The following is a 19,304-nucleotide window of genomic DNA, read 5'->3' on the forward strand; positions in this document are numbered from 1 at the left end:
TGGTTTAGTTTTTATTATTTACAAGTGCTAACACTCGTAACACAATTTTAATCAATTTTTCGGAATAACTGTTGACACCTGAACATCAATGCTTTTAATTTAATTTTAACTGCTGAAGCATGTAAATACCTCCGGGTTTTGTTGCAAAGCTATACCGGTTGCCAACATGGCTTACAGCTATTGGCTTCCCATTTTCGGTAACGCGGATGTCGTCTCCTTTCCAGGGGTTATCAATGTAGCACCGGGTACCTCTTTCGCTGCTTATTTCGAGCTTCGAAACCTGCGTACCATCATAACTGGCCGAAACCAGGAAAGCCCCTTTTGTACGCAAACGGGTAAATGATGCCTCCTGCTTAATCCAGTTCGGAAATAAATATAAAGTACTATCGAGGTTTTGCAGCATCATGGAATTAATGGTTTCGATCAAGGTAGTTTTCTCTGCACCGTGATGCCCATCGTTAATTAAAAAATTGGCCTTAGCCCTGCCAACCTGTGCTTTCAGGTTTTCGACAATGATATCGGGATTAAAGCCCACCCGGGCGGCCATAATAAACCCGCTTAAGCCCAAGGCATTCATAGAGCCCAGGAAACCATTTTGCGAAACCTCATAATACTCAACCGTATTTTTGGCAATCTGCAAGGTATCGGGGTTCGAAAGCAAATTGAGTACTTCGCAGGGATATACCGGATGCATTTGGATCATGTGATTGGGTAAATCCCAGCCGGCTTCGTTCTTGGCAAAAACAGGCAAGCCTTTATTAGGTGTTTTAGTGGGTTGTATTACTTTATATTTGGGCAGGTGCGTAAGAATATCGGTCCATAATGCCCTGCGATTGGCATCTACATTCAATTGCTTACTGTATTTAAGGAGTAAACTAAAGGTCTGTGCTACAAAGCCTAAATCGGACGGTGGATTTAAATCCCAGCTGCTTTCGTGTGCACCGGTGGTGATGGAGTAACGGTAAGAATCGCCGTAAGCTTCTTTAGTGAGGTAGTCTTCATAAAAGTCGCCACATTCGCGGATAAAGGGATAGGCCCGTTTTTTCAGGAAATCGAGATCGCCGGTATATTCGTAATACCAGCTGAAAAGCGGCACATTGAAAGGTGCATTCATGGTTTGCTGCCAATAATAATTATAGGGTACGCCTATACCTAATCCGCCTACCAGAAAGAGCACACCCCGTGCCGATTTACCTGCCAGCGATTGATGAACACTGCCCAGATCGGTTTGGGCACGCCTTTTTCCATCGGGCACAATAGATTCGATGAAATTGTAAAAAGGTTTGGCAATTTCGGGTCTGTTGGCCGAAAACACACTGTAAAAACCTGCCTGGCTGTTGTAGTTTAAGTGGATATCGCCATGGTACATCATTTTATCGTCCATGTTCCAAACCCCATACATGCCGCCACAGGCCGGCGAGTGCTCATTGTAAGCCGATGCCAGAAAATAAATAGACGAGAGGTAATGCCTGTTGAGCAAATCGTCGTTCGTTTCTACATAAGATCTGCTCCACATATCTTTCCACCAGGCAGTTTTGGCTGCTTTTAGGGTATTAATGCCTGTATTATTGATCGATTTTAACCGTGCGTAAGCCCCAGCTAGCTTAGCATCATTGTTTTTTCCGCCTCCAGAAAGGTAGGTAATTACAAATACGGGTTTGGTATTGGTAAGTACAAAGAAGGTATTAACCTTTGATTTAGAACCCAAACTTAATACAGTAGTTGCGCCAACAATGCGGGTAGATACACCTGCTTTCGAAATCCACCTTACATCGGTTGTTTTGGTTTGACGTGTAACCTGCCCTACCTGATTGTTAATTGCGGCATGGGTTGCATAGGTTGCTGTAGCAGTATCGGCAAATGTTTCTACCGATATACTCACAGGTATTTTTGAAGTGGTAGTAAGCTCGGTAACTATAATATTTTCGTTTACGGCCATCCAGCTTTTCATGTTTACAGGTTGGACTGTGGCTGTAGCCATGCGCAATTCGTTTCCTTGCTGGTCCATCTGGTAATTAAAACCTGTAGCAATAGCAGGCGAATTCACAGTAATTTGTACACCACCTACTGGCAATGCTGCGGGCCCGTTACCTGCCCAGTCGCTCCAGCCATCGGTTACAAAATCTACCTTCGAGAGGTGAAAGGTCTGGCTGTTCTCTGCTGTGTGGGAAACCACACCGACATCGCCATTGCCCATGTATGGTCCTATGGGTGCATTATTGGTTTTAATGCTGTTATAACTGAAAGGCGCATTCCAGGTAGCGGTAAGCAGCTGCTTCTTTTTGGTAAAGAATTCTGCATCGGCTTTGGCTTGTTTAGCGGCTATTATCTTTTGGTTTACCTGGCCGGAAAGTTTATTTGCATTGGTCTGCTGGGCATGTACCAGCAAGCCCCAATTGTATAAAAGGGCTATGGTACCCAGCATTAAAACGCTGTGTTTCTTCTTGATTAGCATATTTGGTTAATTTGTGTGTGTTGTCCTAAATCTGGTGTAGATTCGGGACTTCAAGGAACACATTTATTTGCGCAGTTTGTTTAACGATTTTGCCAAGTTTTTAAATGATATTGGCATTATGTACAGACATGCACCAAATAAGCAGAGTGCTGTTAATTTTTAACCAGATACGACATTTAAGCTTCAATATGTTAATATGACTTACATGGTTAAATAGCAGGGTTTATTTTTTACCACCTAAGACATCTAAGGGAATTGTCAATGCTGAGGGTCAATTTATTTCATAAAAATCAATATGAATAACAGCCCATTCAAGGTCGTCATTTCGAGCGAAGTGCAGCGTATTCGAGAAATCTGTCTTTATAGATTTCTCCGTTCCACTACTGGTGAAAAACCGGTTGGCTTCAGTCGAAATGACGATTCTTCTGATGGGTCTGTCATTAATGGAGCAGCGAAGCATCTTCTTCCGTTCGCAATACAGAATATGTGCTTCGACTAAGGTTTTAGCAGTAGCCTGGCTTATGTTAGGATAAGCTTTTTTTATTTAAAAATGAGAATAAAAATATTAATGCAAATAATAATAGAAATTCTGCAACAATTGGCTGAAGTAAAAACATTGCTATTCTTTTTTCTACTTAAAAACAGATATAGTCCCATTGTTAAAAGCAAAATAGCTTCTATCAAATAGAAAAACCAATCCAGTTCGCCAAACATTTTAATTGAACACGAACCAATAATGAACCAGATTAAAGCATGCAAAATGCCAAAAGATATTGATCGAAATATCCTTTTTTCATTTTTAACAGCAAAAAGATACCAGCAAAAAACAAAATAATAAAAAGCTAATAAATAACAAGATACAAGTGCCGGAACAACAGATTTTGTTTCTACTATAAGTGATGAGATAGCTATTCCTCCAAATATTAGTTCTTCAGGTTTAAATACCTTTTTTGAAAACATAAATTACTATGTAAATCTTAATCAACTCCTAATGTCCTTAGTGATCCGGATTGTTATTAGGGCTTATACTTTATTAAACTTTTCAGTTTCTGATTAATCATTAAACCACGAATCAAAAATGTATTAAGCCTTCAGGTTTTAGTTTTCCTGAAGATGCTTAGCATTTTACCTTTTTCTTCTTAAAAACCTGATAATTAAGAACAATATATAAATTAAAAATACCGTATTAAACAATGTCCATAAGACCATGGACCATGAGATGGCGTTAACTTCCATAATTACAAAAATCTGCTTGTTTGAGTGATTTGAATAACAACGATTTTAAATTTTATTTGCTGCGTGTATATTTTGCCCGAACATTCGGCCACAACATTACAGTTAGCAGTTCATTGTACCCTCAAATATAATTAATTCATATTATTGTTACAGCTTTGTCCAAACTGGTACAAGCGCCAACGCCCGCAGCAGCTGCCTTACTCATATCATCATTCAAATCCTTTCGTACCGCAACACCACGCAACCATTACTCAAAGTTTGCGTGCCTGCAAGATTTAACCCCAGATGCACAGGCAATTGCATTTCAGCAAACAAACGTCTCCCTTGCCCAACCATTAGCGGGTGCACAACCAGATGAAACTCATCTACCAAGCCCAGCTCAATTAACCGTGCAGGTAACTCAACCCCTCCGGTAGAAATTGCTTTGCCAGGTTGCTGCTTTAGTTTGAGTATTTCTTCTTTCAGGTTATCGCCAATAATTGTGGTTTGCCTGTCGTCTACCTCTTTTAAAGTACGCGAAACCATTACCCGATCTAAAACTGAAAACACTTTGGCAAATGCATTGGCAGCTCGGCCCATCGATTGATTTTGTGCAATCCCAGGCCAAAAAGGTACCATAAGTTCGTAGGTTTTCCGGCCGTAAATTACCAGATCAACACTTTCCAGTAGTTCCCTAAAATAGTCTTGAATTTCGTCGCCACCTGTAAATTTGGTATGATCACAACAGCCATCTAAAGTGATGTTAATGCCATAAATCAGCTTTCTCATTCCGATAATTTTGTTCTGCTTAAAATTAGGAAAGTTTCGGCATTTTTTTCTGTCCTCAAATCTTTCAAAATTCGATTAACGCTAAGATCTGGCCTAAACAATAATCCGGAATGTAATTTTGTCATCTTGTTTGTTTTAGATTATCCTCACTCCTGACAAATCCACTCCTACACCTTTTAAAGCAGCATAAGTTAATTTATCCATTGCTGCGCCATTAAAGCAGATGGTTTTGAGCACACGGTAATATTTATTCGTCAACGCATACTGGGCACGAAAAGATACATTCCGTAATGTAGCTCCTTTGAACGAGGTTTCATGTAAAGCAGTATTGTTAAATTTTACTCCGGTAAAAACCTGATCATCAAAACATACACCGCTCAGATCTGAATATTTGAAATCCACCCCTTCAAAAACGCAATTTTCAAATAGTGTTGTTCTGAGATCGGTCTTACCTAGCTTGGTACCAGTTAAATTAGCGCCGATAAATCTTGTCCCCATCAAACCCGACCTGCTAAATTCGGTACCTGTTAAACTGGTGCCATTGAAACTTGCATCTGCCAGATCTACGGCAGCAAATACACAATCCTTCAAATTTGCACCATCAAAATTGGCCTCGCGCAAATCACTGGCAATAAAGGAACTACCAGTCAAGTCTGCCTTCGAAAAATTAGAACCTCGCAAGGCACTTCCTTTAAACTTTCTTTTATGTGCAATAATCTCCGAAAAGTCACTATCAGGCAGGTTGCTCCCACTAAAACTAACCAGGTCGTGGGCATCAGTCAAGCCGGGAGAACCGGGGCTTTCGGTCTGTTTCGTCTCTCCGGCAGACGCAAAATCCTCAGAAAAATAATTCAGGTCTACACCAAACACCTTTGCAAGCCTGTTAAATGTAATCAGGTCGGGAATCGACTCGCCACGCTCCCACTTACCAACAGCCTGTGGGCTGATAAATAATTGCTGTGCTAATTCTGCCTGCGACTTATTGAGTTTTTTTCTTGCTTCGGATATTTTATTACCGATCATCTTCATTTCCATAATACTGCTTTTAATAATCTTTTAACGACTCAAAGATAATCTGCCTCAATAGCCAAATCGCTAGAAGTACAGCAACTTCTGGTTGTTTAATACGCTACCTGTAGTTGTTTTTTTTTACAACTACAGGTTATATAACTTGCGTTCGTCTTTTATATCAAATCTCTCGACTATAAAATAAGCTGAATAGCGCAAATTAAAATGATCTCTTTACAATTACACAGGCAGTCGGATTAAAGTTATCAAATTACAAATTCAGTAAATCAACAAATTTTCAAATAAAAATGTAAACTTTGTAAATAAAAACCTGACAATATGCAGCTTAACCAAAATATCCTCTCGGGGAAAAGAAAGTACCTCTGCGGATTGGTATTACTCGTGTTTATTACCATAATCGGTGCAGCTTCTGGTATGACTGGCAGTAACGACTTTGATATGGCCAGAAGAGAGGTTTTGCTCCGCAAGCTCGGGCATGAACTACTCTTACAGTCGGGCGATAGCACATCGAGGGTACTCCCGGTAAAAAAGATCGCCAAAAATGAGTACCAGATCAGGTTTGAAAACGAGCTTACTTTTAGAACTGACTCCCTGGTGAATACCACACGGCGTTTGTTGGCCAAAGCCCCATTCGCGAGTGATTATATTGTCAATATTCAGAATAGTGGCAGCTCAAGCATAGTTTATGGATATGCTATCTCCAAAAATAAAAATGATGATATTGTAGCATGTAAGGGAAGGCTGCAGCCTAAAGGACGCTACATGGTTAACGTAAAATTTAAACCGATTGGCATAAATACCGGAAAGAATGGATACCTTTTGGGTAGCCTGCCATTTTTAGCATTTATTGGCTTTATTTTTTTGAAATCGGTTAAACCACGAAGGACTTTACCTGGTAACGATCAAAATACTGACATCTTAGCTTTAGGATCATTTTTGTTTGATGCAAAGAACCATAAACTGACAATAAATGAAAAGACGATAAACCTGACTGGAACTGAAACACGTTTGCTGCTTATTTTTGCATTGTCTCCTAACGAGACTATAGCGCGAAGCCGCCTGCAAAAAGAAATATGGGAAGATGAAGGTGTTATTGTAGGGCGTAGTTTGGATATGTTCATATCAAAGCTCAGAAAAAAACTGGAATTCGATCCGAATATTAAAATTGTTGTTATACGTAGCAAAGGATACAGGCTGGAAACCAGTGCTTAAAAAAGATTAATAAATTACCCCCATGGGAGATACTATTATCTTCCTGAAAATATATGCCAAACTATTCTGTATCGGATATTCTTTTCTAATGTTCCTTTACAATTTACCAATTTTATCAACAACTGCTCAGGGGTATTTAATTATCATTTAAAAATTGCAAATTGCAAGAAATAAACCAATCCGATGACCAGGAAAACTACTGATGGCCCTTTAAGAAACAAAGAGAGAACAAAAAAAGCAATGGTCTCAGCAGTGGGTAAAATCCTGGTTAAGGACGGATTTAAAGGCCTGAATGTTAGTAAAGTTGCAGCAAAAGCTAAAATCGACCGCAAATTAATCTACGATTATTTTGGCGGCATGGAAGGATTGGTTAAGGAATACCTAAACACCAGGGATTTCTGGGCATCTAACACCGAGCAAATCGAACAGGCTATACCAGAAAATATCGAAGATCTGGGTAAAGCAGCAACCTACGATGTACTGGAAAAACAGCTTGATTCGCTGATGGAAAATGCAGAAATGCGCAGCATCATTACCTGGGCACTTTGCGAGAACCTGAAACCCTTAAGAGAACTCAATGAAGATCGGGAGGCACTAGCTGAATCTTTTTTTAGCAATCTGGCCGACGCTTACTTTAAAGATAAGGATAAAAATTTCAGGGCAGTGGTTGCTATTTTGATCAGTGCGAACTATTACATGACCCTGATCAGCCAAATGAACGGCAGTACTATCTGCGGAATCGACATTCAAAAGGAGGAAGACAGGGATGCGGTAAAAAAGACATTTAAACAGATCATTGACTGGGCATACGCTTAAGGGAATATTTGATCTCTTCGCTTTGCATTGAGCTTTCAGCAAACTGCTCACAAACCCTTTTTAAGACAATGTAATAAAAAGCTCATACTTGATTTACAAGAATAGGTAGTATTAAGTTGATGTACTCCAAAAATTGAACAAAAACTTTTGGAGCACACCTCAAAAAGAGCGATTTCTTTGATTGAGAGTTACAGTTTTACACATACAACACGCCTGCGCAAACGAAAGCATATACTGACCTTAACCCTCATAGCCCGGGTCGAACTCTATAATCCACTCAATGCCATATTTATCCCTGAACATTCCGGCATAAGTACCCCAGGGGCTATCGTCAATAGGTCCTTCCACTTCTCCTCCGCCTGATAATCCGTTAAATATTTTATCGGCTTCTTCGCGGCTTTCGGTATTCACATATATTTTAGAACGGTTTTCATTTTCGCTTACCCGCCCTAAAAATCCGGGAATATCGTTGGCTATTAATACATTGTTTTTACCGAGTGGCAAGCCGATGTACATTATTTTATTTGCCTCCTCTTCGGCTACCTCAAACCCGGGGCCTGATAAGTCTTTAAAGCGCGTGATTTTTGTAAACTCTCCGCCAAAAACTGATTTGTAAAATGTGAATGCTTCTTCGGCATTGCCATTGAAGTTGATCCAGGGATTAATTGCTCTCATGGTTTTATTTTTAGTTTATTTTGTTTGTAAAACAATTTGCCTAGCTATATATCTTGCAACGCTCTTTCTTTCTAAAGTAGATACATAAGCTCCTCAGATAAAGCACCTGAGAATAGGAGATCTTATTCATAAGCCACAAATTAATATTATATCTAAACCCATTTGTAGTGCGAAATTTTCACACCTAAATTAATCATTGAAAGTTCTATTTTATAGAAATATCAGCTAACATTCCAAATGATAATATAATCGGCATTTATACATCAGCAAACTGCCGCTCTATCCGGCTCAATCCCGCAGCTGGCCTATCGCATCATTCTTCGTTAATTTTTGTTAAATACCAAAGCGGAATTTTGCAAAATCATTTTTTTTTATTCTTTTAAAGAAAAAAACAATATGGCAAAAAACTTTTGGGTTGCAATGCTATTAATTATGGTATTGGGCTGTAAAAAAAAGGGTGATGACGATACTGCACCTTATAAATGGAAAAGAGACCTTTACAGGGCGCGGGTCCAAAGTGAAGGACCTGCTGTATTCAACTCCAAGGATCCAAATGTTGCCAGAAATCCAGATGCGATATTTTTAAGCTCGAGCTATATTGTTTTAACTGAACACCGCAGGAATGAACAACAGGATAGTATTTTTAATGCCAGTGGAAGAACGCAAGTTTATAAATACGAGAAGGTAAACAATTAAAGATATTACTATTAATGATCTATTTAATTGCCAATCAATTTAAGCCGACAGTCTGGATGATGTTTACCTAAGGTTCGAAAGGGAAACAAAAGTTCCCCTTTTTTACCAGGCATTCGCTCTAAAAAATTGCGGCCTGCCGTTATAGTCATGAGATAGATACAGCCTTGAATTTGGTTTTTGATCTCGCTAGTAAACAGATTATTTCACAGCAATAAAAAAATCAATCTCGGCCTGGTTTGGATTTTTTGCCTTTTCTCCATAAACCTCAAAGTCGCTGGTAAAAACCCTTTTTAGGTCCATACTCCAGATTTCGGCCCATTTATCTCCTACCACACCATTAGAAAGGTTTCCAACAGCCGATAATTTCACATATTTACCACCATCAATTAACTTTCCGGTCATTCCTTGCGGAATATTATCTAAAGTTCCTACCTGACATCCTAAAATTGTGGTATAAGGCCTGGTATGGTCGCTTTCATAATCTGTGTATATAGAATAGATAGTATCATCTGTTTTGTTTGGTATTGCCTGATGAATGCCATCCTTCAAAAACCTATCCCACAGCGCTCCAATATCCTTTATTGCCTGATTGTTTTCATTTGTTGTTCTTACCGCAATTCCGATAACTTTGAACGGTTTAATTTCTATTTTTTCCATGTATTAGAATTTTATACCACAAATTTCACTCATCATGTTGACAAGGGTATGTCAGGGGTTAGCAGAATATTTTTGCCGGCAGATTTCAAAATATTGCTCAAGTGTAATATTATGGGTATCGAATGTTTCGGAAAGTATATTCAAAGTTTTAATCCTGTCAAGCCTAAAAGCACGGTACTCACTCCTTAGGCGACAAAACGCTATCATAAGCCAGTTTTCCTGGGTACTGTACAAAGCAAAAGGCTCAATGGTTCTAAAGGTATTGTTCTCGTATTCATCAGTATAATTGATTTGAGCTAATCGCAGGTTGGTCAATGCAAGCTGAAGATCAGACAAATAATTGCTGGTTTGTTCTTTTTCCTGGTTAATCCTAAAATGAATGCGTTCGGAAAGCAGGTTGGCCTTATTTTTTGTCTGGTTCCTGAGTACAGATTTTATTTTAATAATGGCCTGCTCATACTCCCTGATAAAGGAGGCATCTTTGTTTTTCAATACCAGTTGCTCAGCAGTAATTAAAGCATTCGCTTCTCCTTCAGTTAGCATGACTGGGGGAAGCCTGTAATCTTCCATCAGGGAATACCCTTTCCCATCTAAGGTAAGCACTGGTATCCCGGCCTGCTCCAGGGCTTTAACATCGCGGTAAATGGTTCGGATACTTACCCCGAATTTTTCTGATAGTGATTTTGCTGTTAAAAGACGTTTGGACTGCAATTGTGTTGTAATTGCCGTTAACCTGGAAATGCGCTTGATATCGTTGTTAGTCATACAAGTCAATTTTACACCAGCTAACTTACGTTAAAAAATAACGTGTATTTTCCTGATCTGTTAAAAATAGATTGGTCTGTAGCTCAAGATAGGTTTTGCTGAAAGTCGGCAAAATATAAAAGAAATGATTTTCGTTCAAAATTATTCTTTTATCAAAATAATTTTATTGTTTATCAATAAATATTTATTATTTTTGTCAAATAAATTAAACATTTAGGACAATGTCAAAAAGAAACAACTTCGTATTTAAAGCCCTGCACGTTATTGCCTGGGTAATTTTTGTCGGCTTGTGTATAGAAGCAGGCGGACTGTTGGTTAATTTTATTTTTAGTGTGTTCAAACCCGAGTTTGTGGGCAATCTGTACCAAAAATTAGATCTAAGTAAAATGTACCAGCAAAGCCAACTGGCTTTTTTTGGTATGTATGGTTTTTTATTGGTCGTATCAATTTTAAAGGCAATGCTTTTCTATATTTTGATCATGCTGCTTTACAAACTGGATTTATCCAATCCATTTAACAGCCATGTTGCCAACAAAATCAAAAGCATAGCTTATTACACATTTTCCATCGGCATCATTAGCCTTATTGCCACGCAGGTTGCAAAAGACTTACAGCAACAAGGATACGAAACCGACAAATTAGACCGGTTTTGGGAAGACGGTCAGGCTTTTATTTTGATGGCGGCTGTTGTGTATGTTATATCACAAATTTTTAATAGAGGTGTAGAACTCCAAAACGAAAACGACTTAACTGTATAACTATGCCAATTATTGTAAACTTAGATGTAATGATGGCCAAGCGAAAGATTTCGCTTAACGAGCTATCAGAAAAAGTTGAGCTGACCCTCTCTAACTTATCCATTTTAAAAACCGGAAAAGCGAAAGCCATACGTTTTAGCACTTTAGAAGCTATCTGTAAGGCACTCAATTGTCAGCCTGCCGATATTCTTGAATATATAGATGAAACCTAATGCTATGATTTTTGTTAATAAGCCGATCCGCAAATATTATAATAACAGGATAAAGAAAAACACAATTAAATCCAACCTATGAAAGCTTTTGTATCCCTATTATTGCTAAGTTTTACTGCTTCTATATCACTATGGGCACAGGGGCTGGATAGCATCAGGTTTAAAGTATCTGCTGCACCGGAATGGACCAATCTGTTTAACAGAACGGATGGCTGGTTCGGGGGCGACGGGATTTACAGCATTGCATTAAACGGGAAAGAGTCATCGCCGCCTAAAGCGAAAAAGACATTGTTTATTTTTAGCGATAGTATGATCGGGAAGGTAAGCGGTGGCAAAATGGAACCTAACGCCGTAATGATTCACAATGCGGTGGCGGTGCTGGATGGTAATGAGCCCGATCCCAATAAAATCAGTTTTAGTTGGAAAAAGGTCAATCAAAAACCCGAATCTATCTTCGTACCCAAAACACCATTAACGCAAGCTGGCGACTATTACTGGCTTGGTGATGGTTTTGTAAACCAGGATCTAGATAATGCCACTTTCATTTTTGGTTACCGCATTAAAAGTACAGGTGGCGGTGCTTTTGGTTTTGCCGAAGTGGGCAATACTTTGATTAAAATTAAAGCCGGCGAGGCTTTGCCTTTTCAAAATTACGAACAAAAGGATACGCCTTTTTATCTCGAGCAAGATGGTGAAACTGGTTCTTTTGGGGCCGGCATTTATATAAATACGAAGCAGGCCGGCGAAGTAAATGCTGATGGCTACATTTATGTGTATGGTACTTTCGGTAAAACCAAGAAACTTTTGGTTGCCAGGGTTCTACCAAAAGATTTTGAAAACTATAACAAATGGAGTTACTGGGACGGAGCCAACTGGCAGGCCGACATTAAAAAATCGGCAGCGGTAACGGATCAGGTGTCAAACGAGCTCAGTCTTTCGCAACTGCCCAATGGACGTTACGCACTGGTATTTCAGCAAAGCGGTATCGGCAGGCATATCTGTATGCAGCTGGGAAAAACACCTTATGGCCCTTTTGGTAAAGTAATTAAACTGTGGGGTACTTCGGAAGCCATTGAATTGAAATCATTTTTTACTTATAATGCAAAAGCACATCCGGGTTTATCCAAAAAGGGCGAATTGCTGATTAGTTACAATGTAAACTCATTCGATTTTTTTAAGGACCTGCAAGCGCATCCTAATCTTTACAGACCGAGGTTTATCAGGGTGAAATTTGAAAGGATGTAAATATGATGCAGAGCGTGGTCACGTTATCTCTGAGCCTAAAACGGGGTTGATAGCTTTTTTTTGAAATACGCACCGTCATCAAAACAGCCTTTAAATGATCTATAGCATAGTTTTTGACCCAACAAAAAACCCCTTCAAGTTATACTTAAAGGGGTTTAAGGCAGTGGGCCCACCTGGGCTCGAACCAGGGACCAAAAGATTATGAGTCTTCTACTTTGACCGTCCATTAAAGGACAAAAATCATCATTTCTAGCTTACAGAAGCAATATAATCACTTTTTTTAAAACTTCAAAATTTTGCTCCGTAACGTATTTGTAACGGTTTATTCAGAAAAGATGAATAATTATGATACACACTAAATTGCTTTTTGTGGTTAAATACTCCTGTTGAAATATACAGCACTTCTTGATTTCTATAGTTAATTCAAATATTCAAAAATCAAGAGTTATTGAAAAACATATTTAAGTGTTTGCTTAAATAAGAAAACTACTTGTATCTTTATCACTTTATTTAATCCTAAAAAAGGAAATTATGGAAAACAATCAATCGTGTATCAGAGTGTTTGCCGACAAGGTTCAAATAGACAATTGTCGCGAAATACTTCAAGACAACAACAAAGCATTCAACGAGTTGAGCGGACTTTTAGCATTGGCAGGAAACGAAGTAAGGCTGAAAATCTTATTTCTCTTAGAAGAAGAAAACGAACTCTGTCCTTGCGACCTTTCAGACATTCTCGGAATGAGTATCCCAGCCGTTTCACAACATCTCAGAAAACTAAAGGACGGAAACGTTATTGAAGGGAGAAGAGAAGGACAAACCATTTTCTACTCTTTGAAACAAGAGCAACTGACCTTGCTTCGTCCATTTTTTAAACACATCATAAACAATTCAAAAAAGGAGACAGTATGAACAAGAAAAACAACAGACTTGTTGGAGCGGGAGTTCTTTCGGCAGTAGCAGCATCACTTTGCTGCATAACACCTGTATTGGCTCTTATTTCAGGAGCATCAGGAGTGGCATCTACATTTTCGTGGATGGAACCAGCAAGACCTTATCTTATAGGTATTACTGTTTTGGTATTGGGCTTTGCTTGGTATCAGAAACTCAAACCACGAACAGCCGAAGAAATTCAGTGTGATTGCGAAGAAGACGAAAAGAAACCTTTTATGCAGACCAAAACATTTTTGGGAGTTGTAACCGTGTTTGCAGGCTTGATGCTCGCTTTTCCAAACTATTCACACATTTTCTATCCTTCAAACGACAACAAAGAAGTTGTAATCGTCAATGCCTCGGACATCCAAACCGTAACTTTTGATTTAAAAGGAATGACTTGCAATGGATGTGCTTCACACGTACAAAATGCCGTAAATAAGTTGCCGGGTATTGTTAAGATAGATGCGAGTTACGAAGAAGCAACTACCAAAGTGGAATTTGACCAAACCAAAGTGAGCTTGGCTCAAATTGAAGAAGCCATCAACGGTACAGGTTACAAAGTGGTTGGCAAGAAATAGTATTTTTTTGTTTTTTTTATTTAAGAATCTTATTAAATAATTACACAATGAAAAAGAATTTGATTTTATTGAGTGCTTTGTTCCTAATTGGAATTACTCAGGTCAAAGCCCAATGTTGCAAACCGAATGACAGTAAAGCACAAACAGAAAATGTAACACAACAAGTAGGTAAGACCGTGAAACTGAAAATTACGGGGATGACTTGTGCAGGTTGTTCCAACCACATTTCAAATGCCCTTAAAAAAGTGGACGGCATTAATGAACACAAAGTGGAATATCCGGCGATTTGGCAACTATTCAATACGACCCGAAGAAAACAAATCCTGATCCTATCATTAGGATAATTGAAAAAACAGGCTATAAAGCTGAAATCATCAAAGAAACTCAAAAAAAGAAAGCGTAATGAACAAAGAAACCATAAAACTTGACATCACAGGTATGACCTGCGACCATTGTGCCACAGGCATTGAAAAACTTCTTTCAAAAAATGAAGGAGTAACAGAAGCTAAGGTAAACTATCCGAAGGCCAGTTGCGAATGTTCTTATGACCCTTCAAAAACCAGCAAAGAAGAAATCATCAACACCATCAACGGCATGAAAAACTATCGTGTAAAAGGTGAAATTTCAGAAACAGGAAGTTGTAACAACAACCATTTTGACCTGATTATCATCGGTGGTGGTTCGGCAGCATTTTCAGCAGCCATAAAAGCCGAAAGTTTAGGATTATCAACCTTAATGGTAAACGGTGGATTGGATTTTGGCGGAACTTGCGTAAATGTAGGTTGTGTGCCATCTAAGAATTTAATCCGTGCAGGAGAAAATGCTTATCACGCTACACATTCCAACTTTGCAGGTATAAAACCAAAAGGTGTTGATATTGATTTTCCACAAGTTATCAAAGACAAGAAAAAATTGGTTGCCGTACTTCAAGAAAAGAAATATATGGATGTGGTGAGCGATTTTATAAATTTAAAAATGATTACAGGTTGGGCGGAGTTTAAAGACAACAAAACAATTGTTGTTGATAATAAAACAGAGTATACAGCTTTGAAATTTATCATTGCCACTGGTGCCACTACAAATATTCCAAGCATTGAAGGATTGAATGAAATTGGCTATCTGACCAATGTTTCGCTTTTTGATTTAGAAGAAAAACTCGAAAGCATCACTATTATGGGAGCAGGTTACATTGGTTTGGAAATAGCTATGGCATATAATCGTTTAGGTGTAAAGGTACGTATTATAGAATTTACAGACCGAGTATTGCGGAAACAAACCCCTGACATTAGTGAAGTATTGGAAACTCAAATGCGAAAAGAAGGTATTGAGCTCCTCCCTAATTTCCGTGCTGTTAAATTCGAGAAAAAAGGAAGTGAGACAATCATTCATTGCAAATGTCCGGACGGTTCTTTTACGCAAATCACAGAAAAAGGGAGAATAGTAGTTGCGTCAGGAACAAAACCCAATACACAAAGGCTGGGATTGCAAAACATAGGCATAGAATTGAACAAAACGGGTCATGTTTTGGTGAACGAAAAAATGGAAACTAATTTACCTAACATCTATGCAGTAGGCGATGTTGCCAATACACCTGCATTTGTTTACACAGCCGCCTTTGAAGGAAAAATTGCTGTAGAAAATTCTTTTTCAGGAGCTGAAAATAAAGCAGATTATACTTCCTTGCCTTGGGTGGTTTTTACTGACCCACAAATTGCAGGTGCAGGTTTAGACGAAGTACAGGCAGAAGCCAAAGGCATTCCGTTTGAAATTTCAAAATTGGAACTTAAAGACGTACCGAGAGCCATAGCAGCAAACGACACAAGGGGTTTTATCAAACTCATTCGCAACACCGAAACTGACAAATTGATAGGTGCAAGAGTAGTTGCACCTGAAGGCGGAGAACTTATCCAACTATTAAGTATGTCAATCAAACACGGAATAACTGTAAAAGACTTGGCAGACAGTTTCTACCCTTATCTGACTTTGGGAGAAGGCATCAAATTAGCAGCAATAACTTTTGGTAAAGACGTATCGAAATTGAGTTGCTGTGCAAGTTAATATTTAACAATAACGGAAGTTTGCCTATACAATATCAAAATCACTCAAATCATTATTCCTCAAAGTGGAAGAACTGGCTTCTGTTTCAGATGAAAGTGTGCTATCCAAAAGCTCGGCAATTTTTCGGGAAGCACCTTTGATGGAATTTTCCAGCAGGCTGAATAATTCGGCACCCTGCAATCTTTGAACTATCGTAATCGCCATTTCCTTTTGGGCTTGCTCCAAATTTTCCTTTTTGGAATAACGCCCCTACGGAGCTTGGTTCGTCATAGGTAACCCCTTGAGCAAGACTATCATCGCCACCGGATATTCCGTACCTGTTCCATTCTTCTTCCTCTTCCTTTAAATCAGGCATATTTCTGAAAACATCGTCCATTGCCAAAAATTCAGTTCCTTTCGTGGAAATCATACCCTCTAACTTTAACGGTTTACCTTCCATTAAGATTTGTTTCTGGGCATCCTCTAATTTCACGCCCTTAATTTCATCGGGAATTTTTATGAAATCTGTCCGTAATGCAACAAGTTCATTGGTAAGCATGTCCACACTGATAATAGATTGTAATGATTACCATGATTTTGTCGCATTTCCATTTGTTTATGATCTTTATGTTCCATAATACTGTGATTTTATTGTCTTTAATTAAAAACTAGTCGATCTTGGCACTTCTAAGTCTTAAAGAGTTTAGAATAACGGATACTGAACTGAAACTCATGGCAAGCGCAGCTATCATTGGTGATAATAAAATCCCAAAAAATGGATATAAAAGACCTGCTGCAACTGGTATACCTAAAACATTATAACCAAGAGCGAAAAATAGATTACCCTTTATATTGCCCATTACTTTATGGCTCAAAAACCTCGCTTTTGCAATTCCATTGAGGTCTCCTTTCACTAATGTTACTGCTGCACTTTCAATGGCGACATCTGTTCCTGTACCCATAGCAATGCCAATATCTGCCTGTGACAAGGCAGGGGCATCATTTATACCATCACCTGCCATAGCAACCTTTTTACCTTCAGCCTGCAGTTTTTTGATTTCATTTAGCTTGTCCTCTGGAAGCATTCCTGCTTTAAAACCATCTAAATTCAAGGTTCGGCTAACGGCTCTTGCTGTATCTTCATTATCGCCAGTGAACATGATTACTTTTAAACCTTCTTCCTGAAGCTTTTTGATAGCGGTTGCACTAGAGGGCTTGATTTTATCTGAAATAACCACAAAACCAACAGCTTCATCCCCGACGGCCAAATAAGAAACTGTCTTTCCTTGTTTTTGCGCAGACTTAACTAGTTCTTCCAATTCGGGATTAATCTTGGCTTTAACGTGTTCCATTAGTTTCTGGTTACCTAAAGCAAGTTTTTCGTCTTTTAAAGTACCCGTTACACCTTTACCTGTTACAGCTTCAAAATTTGAAATTGGTTGAACTTTTACTTTGTTTTCTTCCCCATAACGTAATGTCGCCTGTGCTAAAGGATGTTCACTGCTACTATTTAACGCTACTATTCTTTCAAGGACTTTCTTTTCATCAAAATCCGGATTTGCACTAACGACCTTTTCAACCGATGGCTTTCCCTCTGTAACCGTTCCAGTCTTATCAATGATGACAACATCAATGACATTCATTTTCTCTAAGGATTCTGCATTTTTGATAAGCACACCAGATTGTGCGCCTTTTCCTACACCTACCATTACCGACATAGGCGTAGCAAGACCAAGCGCACATGGGCAAGCAATGATCAATACTGCAATAGAATTAACGAATGCATAAACATAAGATGGTTCAGGCCCATAGATTGCCCATACCACAAATGTAGCTATTGCAATCAACACCACTACAGGAACAAAATATCCTGAAATCTTATCAGCCATCTTTTGAATGGGGGCTTTCGATCGGCTTGCCGAGTTTACCATTTCGATGATCTGGGACAGCAAAGTTTCCGAACCCACTTTTTCGGCAAGCATTACAAAAGTTTTATTACCGTTAATTGTACCTGAACTTACGTTATCTCCCGTCTTTTTTTCAACCGGGACAGGTTCACCAGAGATCATGGATTCATCAATTATGGCTTCTCCTGTTTTAATACTGCCATCAACAGGTATTTTTTCCCCAGGTTTCACCCTTAATAAATCTCCCTTTTGGATATCGTCAATGGAAACTGATATTTCTTTATCTCCCACAACCTTTGTCGCCGTATTAGGCGCTAATTTCAATAGTTCTTTAATGGCACTATTAGTCTTACCATGCGCTCGTGCTTCTAAGAGCTGCCCAAGCAATACCAGGGTAAGAATAACTGTTGCAGCTTCAAAATAAACGTAGACTGTACCATGGTGGGTTTTAAACTGATCTGGAAAAACATCAGGAAAAAGCAGGGCGACAAGGCTAAAAAGCCAAGCCACCCCCGCACCAATTCCTATCAACGTAAACATATTTAGTTTCCAGGTTATTAGCGATTGCCATGCACGCTGAAAGAACATCCATGTTGCATAAAAAACTACCGGAATGGAAAAAGCAAACTGAACCCAGTTCCAATATTTCAGTTCCATCAAGTTAAACAACGGATTATTTGGAATCATTTCCGTCATTGCTATGGTAAAAATGGGAATAGTAAAAATTGTAGCAATCTTAAATTTACGCAACAAGGTGTCATAAGTTTTATCTTCCGCTTCCAAGTTCACGCCCGTAGGTACCAAGTCCATCCCACATATTGGGCATGAACCTGGTTGATCTCTAATAATTTCGGGATGCATAGGGCAGGTAAATTGTGTTGTTTGTTTTAATTCAGGCTGTTTTAGTAAATCCATCCCACAAACAGGACAATTTCCTGGTTTGTCATAGGTTTTATCCCCTTCACAATGCATAGGGCAATAATATACACCACCAGTTTCATTTTTATGAGCCTTTAATGGGGCATTATCATGATGGGAATGAGCAGAAGCAGAATGTTCCTGATGGTCGTGATTATGTATTTGTTTATCCTCCGCAGTCTTATGGAATCCAGACATGTGAATCTTGTAATTTCCAGCAACCGAAAGAACTTCCTGCAACTTTTCGGTTGGAATGTGCTTATCCATTGTGATTATTGCTTCAGCAGGCTCCAAAGTAACCTTAGCAGAAATCCCATCAATTGCATTCAAGGCATTCTCAACTTTAGTTTGACAACCTTGGCAGGTCATTCCGGTTATTTTATAAGTATGTTTCATAAGGTGATGAT

Annotated in this window: 18 protein-coding genes and 2 pseudogenes; 10 read left to right on the forward strand and 10 right to left on the reverse strand. The window is 38.8% G+C overall.

From position 1 onward, the window contains the following. Positions 1 to 94: 94 nt before the first annotated feature. The 4 genes from DBR40_RS04485 to DBR40_RS04500 form a co-directional block, all read right to left on the reverse strand. Entirely contained in the window at positions 95 to 2,455 is a 2,361-nt protein-coding gene (locus tag DBR40_RS04485; RefSeq protein WP_124558612.1) for a glycosyl hydrolase family 95 catalytic domain-containing protein, read from the reverse strand. A 540-nt stretch (positions 2,456 to 2,995) separates the two neighbouring features. Further along, on the reverse strand, positions 2,996 to 3,415 hold the full coding sequence (locus DBR40_RS04490) for a hypothetical protein (protein ID WP_124558613.1): 420 nt from the start codon (positions 3,413 to 3,415) through the stop codon (positions 2,996 to 2,998). A 489-nt stretch (positions 3,416 to 3,904) separates the two neighbouring features. Then, positions 3,905 to 4,459, reverse strand: coding sequence for a dihydrofolate reductase family protein (locus tag DBR40_RS04495; protein WP_124558614.1), 555 nt, complete (start codon positions 4,457 to 4,459; stop codon positions 3,905 to 3,907). A gap of 135 nt (positions 4,460 to 4,594) precedes the next feature. Then, a complete protein-coding gene (locus tag DBR40_RS04500; RefSeq protein WP_124558615.1) occupies positions 4,595 to 5,494 on the reverse strand; it encodes a pentapeptide repeat-containing protein in 900 nt (299 codons plus the stop codon). A gap of 312 nt (positions 5,495 to 5,806) precedes the next feature. Here DBR40_RS04500 and DBR40_RS04505 point away from each other — a divergent pair, with 312 nt between their 5' ends. After that, the gene (locus DBR40_RS04505; protein WP_124558616.1) at positions 5,807 to 6,700 is read left to right on the forward strand and encodes a winged helix-turn-helix domain-containing protein; all 894 of its coding nucleotides are present in this window, start codon (positions 5,807 to 5,809) and stop codon (positions 6,698 to 6,700) included. A gap of 183 nt (positions 6,701 to 6,883) precedes the next feature. Beyond that, complete coding sequence (locus DBR40_RS04510; protein WP_124558617.1) at positions 6,884 to 7,516, forward strand: TetR/AcrR family transcriptional regulator; 633 nt, start codon at positions 6,884 to 6,886, stop codon at positions 7,514 to 7,516. A gap of 240 nt (positions 7,517 to 7,756) precedes the next feature. Here DBR40_RS04510 and DBR40_RS04515 read toward each other — a convergent pair whose 3' ends face one another. Further along, positions 7,757 to 8,191 (reverse strand): VOC family protein, encoded by a 435-nt coding sequence (locus DBR40_RS04515; RefSeq protein ID WP_124558618.1) that lies wholly within the window; start codon positions 8,189 to 8,191, stop codon positions 7,757 to 7,759. Positions 8,192 to 8,587: 396 nt separating this feature from the next. Here DBR40_RS04515 and DBR40_RS04520 point away from each other — a divergent pair, with 396 nt between their 5' ends. Continuing rightward, entirely contained in the window at positions 8,588 to 8,887 is a 300-nt protein-coding gene (locus tag DBR40_RS04520; protein WP_124558619.1) for a hypothetical protein, read from the forward strand. Positions 8,888 to 9,085: 198 nt separating this feature from the next. Here the strand turns inward: DBR40_RS04520 and DBR40_RS04525 are convergent, their stop codons facing one another. Both DBR40_RS04525 and DBR40_RS04530 read right to left on the reverse strand, forming a co-directional pair. Further along, positions 9,086 to 9,544, reverse strand: a complete 459-nt coding sequence (locus DBR40_RS04525) for a GyrI-like domain-containing protein (protein WP_124558620.1) — start codon at positions 9,542 to 9,544, stop codon at positions 9,086 to 9,088. A gap of 51 nt (positions 9,545 to 9,595) precedes the next feature. Continuing rightward, the gene (locus DBR40_RS04530) at positions 9,596 to 10,309 is read right to left on the reverse strand and encodes a helix-turn-helix transcriptional regulator (RefSeq protein ID WP_124558621.1); all 714 of its coding nucleotides are present in this window, start codon (positions 10,307 to 10,309) and stop codon (positions 9,596 to 9,598) included. 221 nt (positions 10,310 to 10,530) lie between these two features. Between DBR40_RS04530 and DBR40_RS04535 the strand changes: the two genes are divergently transcribed. The 7 genes from DBR40_RS04535 to merA all read left to right on the forward strand — a co-directional run bounded on the left by DBR40_RS04535 (position 10,531) and on the right by merA (position 16,093). Beyond that, positions 10,531 to 11,067 (forward strand): DUF2975 domain-containing protein, encoded by a 537-nt coding sequence (locus tag DBR40_RS04535; protein WP_124558622.1) that lies wholly within the window; start codon positions 10,531 to 10,533, stop codon positions 11,065 to 11,067. A 2-nt stretch (positions 11,068 to 11,069) separates the two neighbouring features. Beyond that, on the forward strand, positions 11,070 to 11,279 hold the full coding sequence (locus DBR40_RS04540) for a helix-turn-helix domain-containing protein (protein WP_124558623.1): 210 nt from the start codon (positions 11,070 to 11,072) through the stop codon (positions 11,277 to 11,279). Positions 11,280 to 11,357: 78 nt separating this feature from the next. Further along, positions 11,358 to 12,524 carry a DUF4185 domain-containing protein gene (locus DBR40_RS04545; protein ID WP_124558624.1) on the forward strand — a complete coding sequence of 389 codons (1,167 nt, stop codon included), beginning with the start codon at positions 11,358 to 11,360 and terminating at the stop codon, positions 12,522 to 12,524. A 531-nt stretch (positions 12,525 to 13,055) separates the two neighbouring features. Beyond that, positions 13,056 to 13,433 carry an ArsR/SmtB family transcription factor gene (locus DBR40_RS04555; RefSeq protein WP_068402182.1) on the forward strand — a complete coding sequence of 126 codons (378 nt, stop codon included), beginning with the start codon at positions 13,056 to 13,058 and terminating at the stop codon, positions 13,431 to 13,433. Continuing rightward, positions 13,430 to 14,035, forward strand: a complete 606-nt coding sequence (gene merTP / locus DBR40_RS04560) for a mercuric transport protein MerTP (RefSeq protein ID WP_068402185.1) — start codon at positions 13,430 to 13,432, stop codon at positions 14,033 to 14,035. Before DBR40_RS04555 ends, merTP begins: the two co-directional genes overlap by 4 nt. A gap of 47 nt (positions 14,036 to 14,082) precedes the next feature. Further along, positions 14,083 to 14,379, forward strand: coding sequence for a cation transporter (locus tag DBR40_RS04565; RefSeq protein ID WP_232324601.1), 297 nt, complete (start codon positions 14,083 to 14,085; stop codon positions 14,377 to 14,379). Between the two features lie 58 nt (positions 14,380 to 14,437). Next, entirely contained in the window at positions 14,438 to 16,093 is a 1,656-nt protein-coding gene (merA, locus tag DBR40_RS04570; RefSeq protein WP_068402187.1) for a mercury(II) reductase, read from the forward strand. A 24-nt stretch (positions 16,094 to 16,117) separates the two neighbouring features. On the opposite strand, the pseudogene DBR40_RS27180 reads toward merA, so the two are convergent. The 3 genes and pseudogenes from DBR40_RS27180 to DBR40_RS04580 all read right to left on the reverse strand — a co-directional run. Continuing rightward, positions 16,118 to 16,469 (reverse strand): annotated as a pseudogene (locus tag DBR40_RS27180) (conjugal transfer protein TraD); the annotation flags it as partial. Next, a pseudogene (locus DBR40_RS27185) lies at positions 16,470 to 16,655 on the reverse strand (DUF3945 domain-containing protein); the annotation flags it as partial. A gap of 85 nt (positions 16,656 to 16,740) precedes the next feature. Then, positions 16,741 to 19,293: a heavy metal translocating P-type ATPase gene (locus DBR40_RS04580; protein WP_073233005.1), complete on the reverse strand. Its 2,553-nt coding sequence runs from the start codon at positions 19,291 to 19,293 to the stop codon at positions 16,741 to 16,743. Between the last annotated feature and the right edge of the window lie 11 nt (positions 19,294 to 19,304).

Source organism: Pedobacter sp. KBW01, from assembly GCF_003852395.1.
Classification (GTDB): domain Bacteria; phylum Bacteroidota; class Bacteroidia; order Sphingobacteriales; family Sphingobacteriaceae; genus Pedobacter.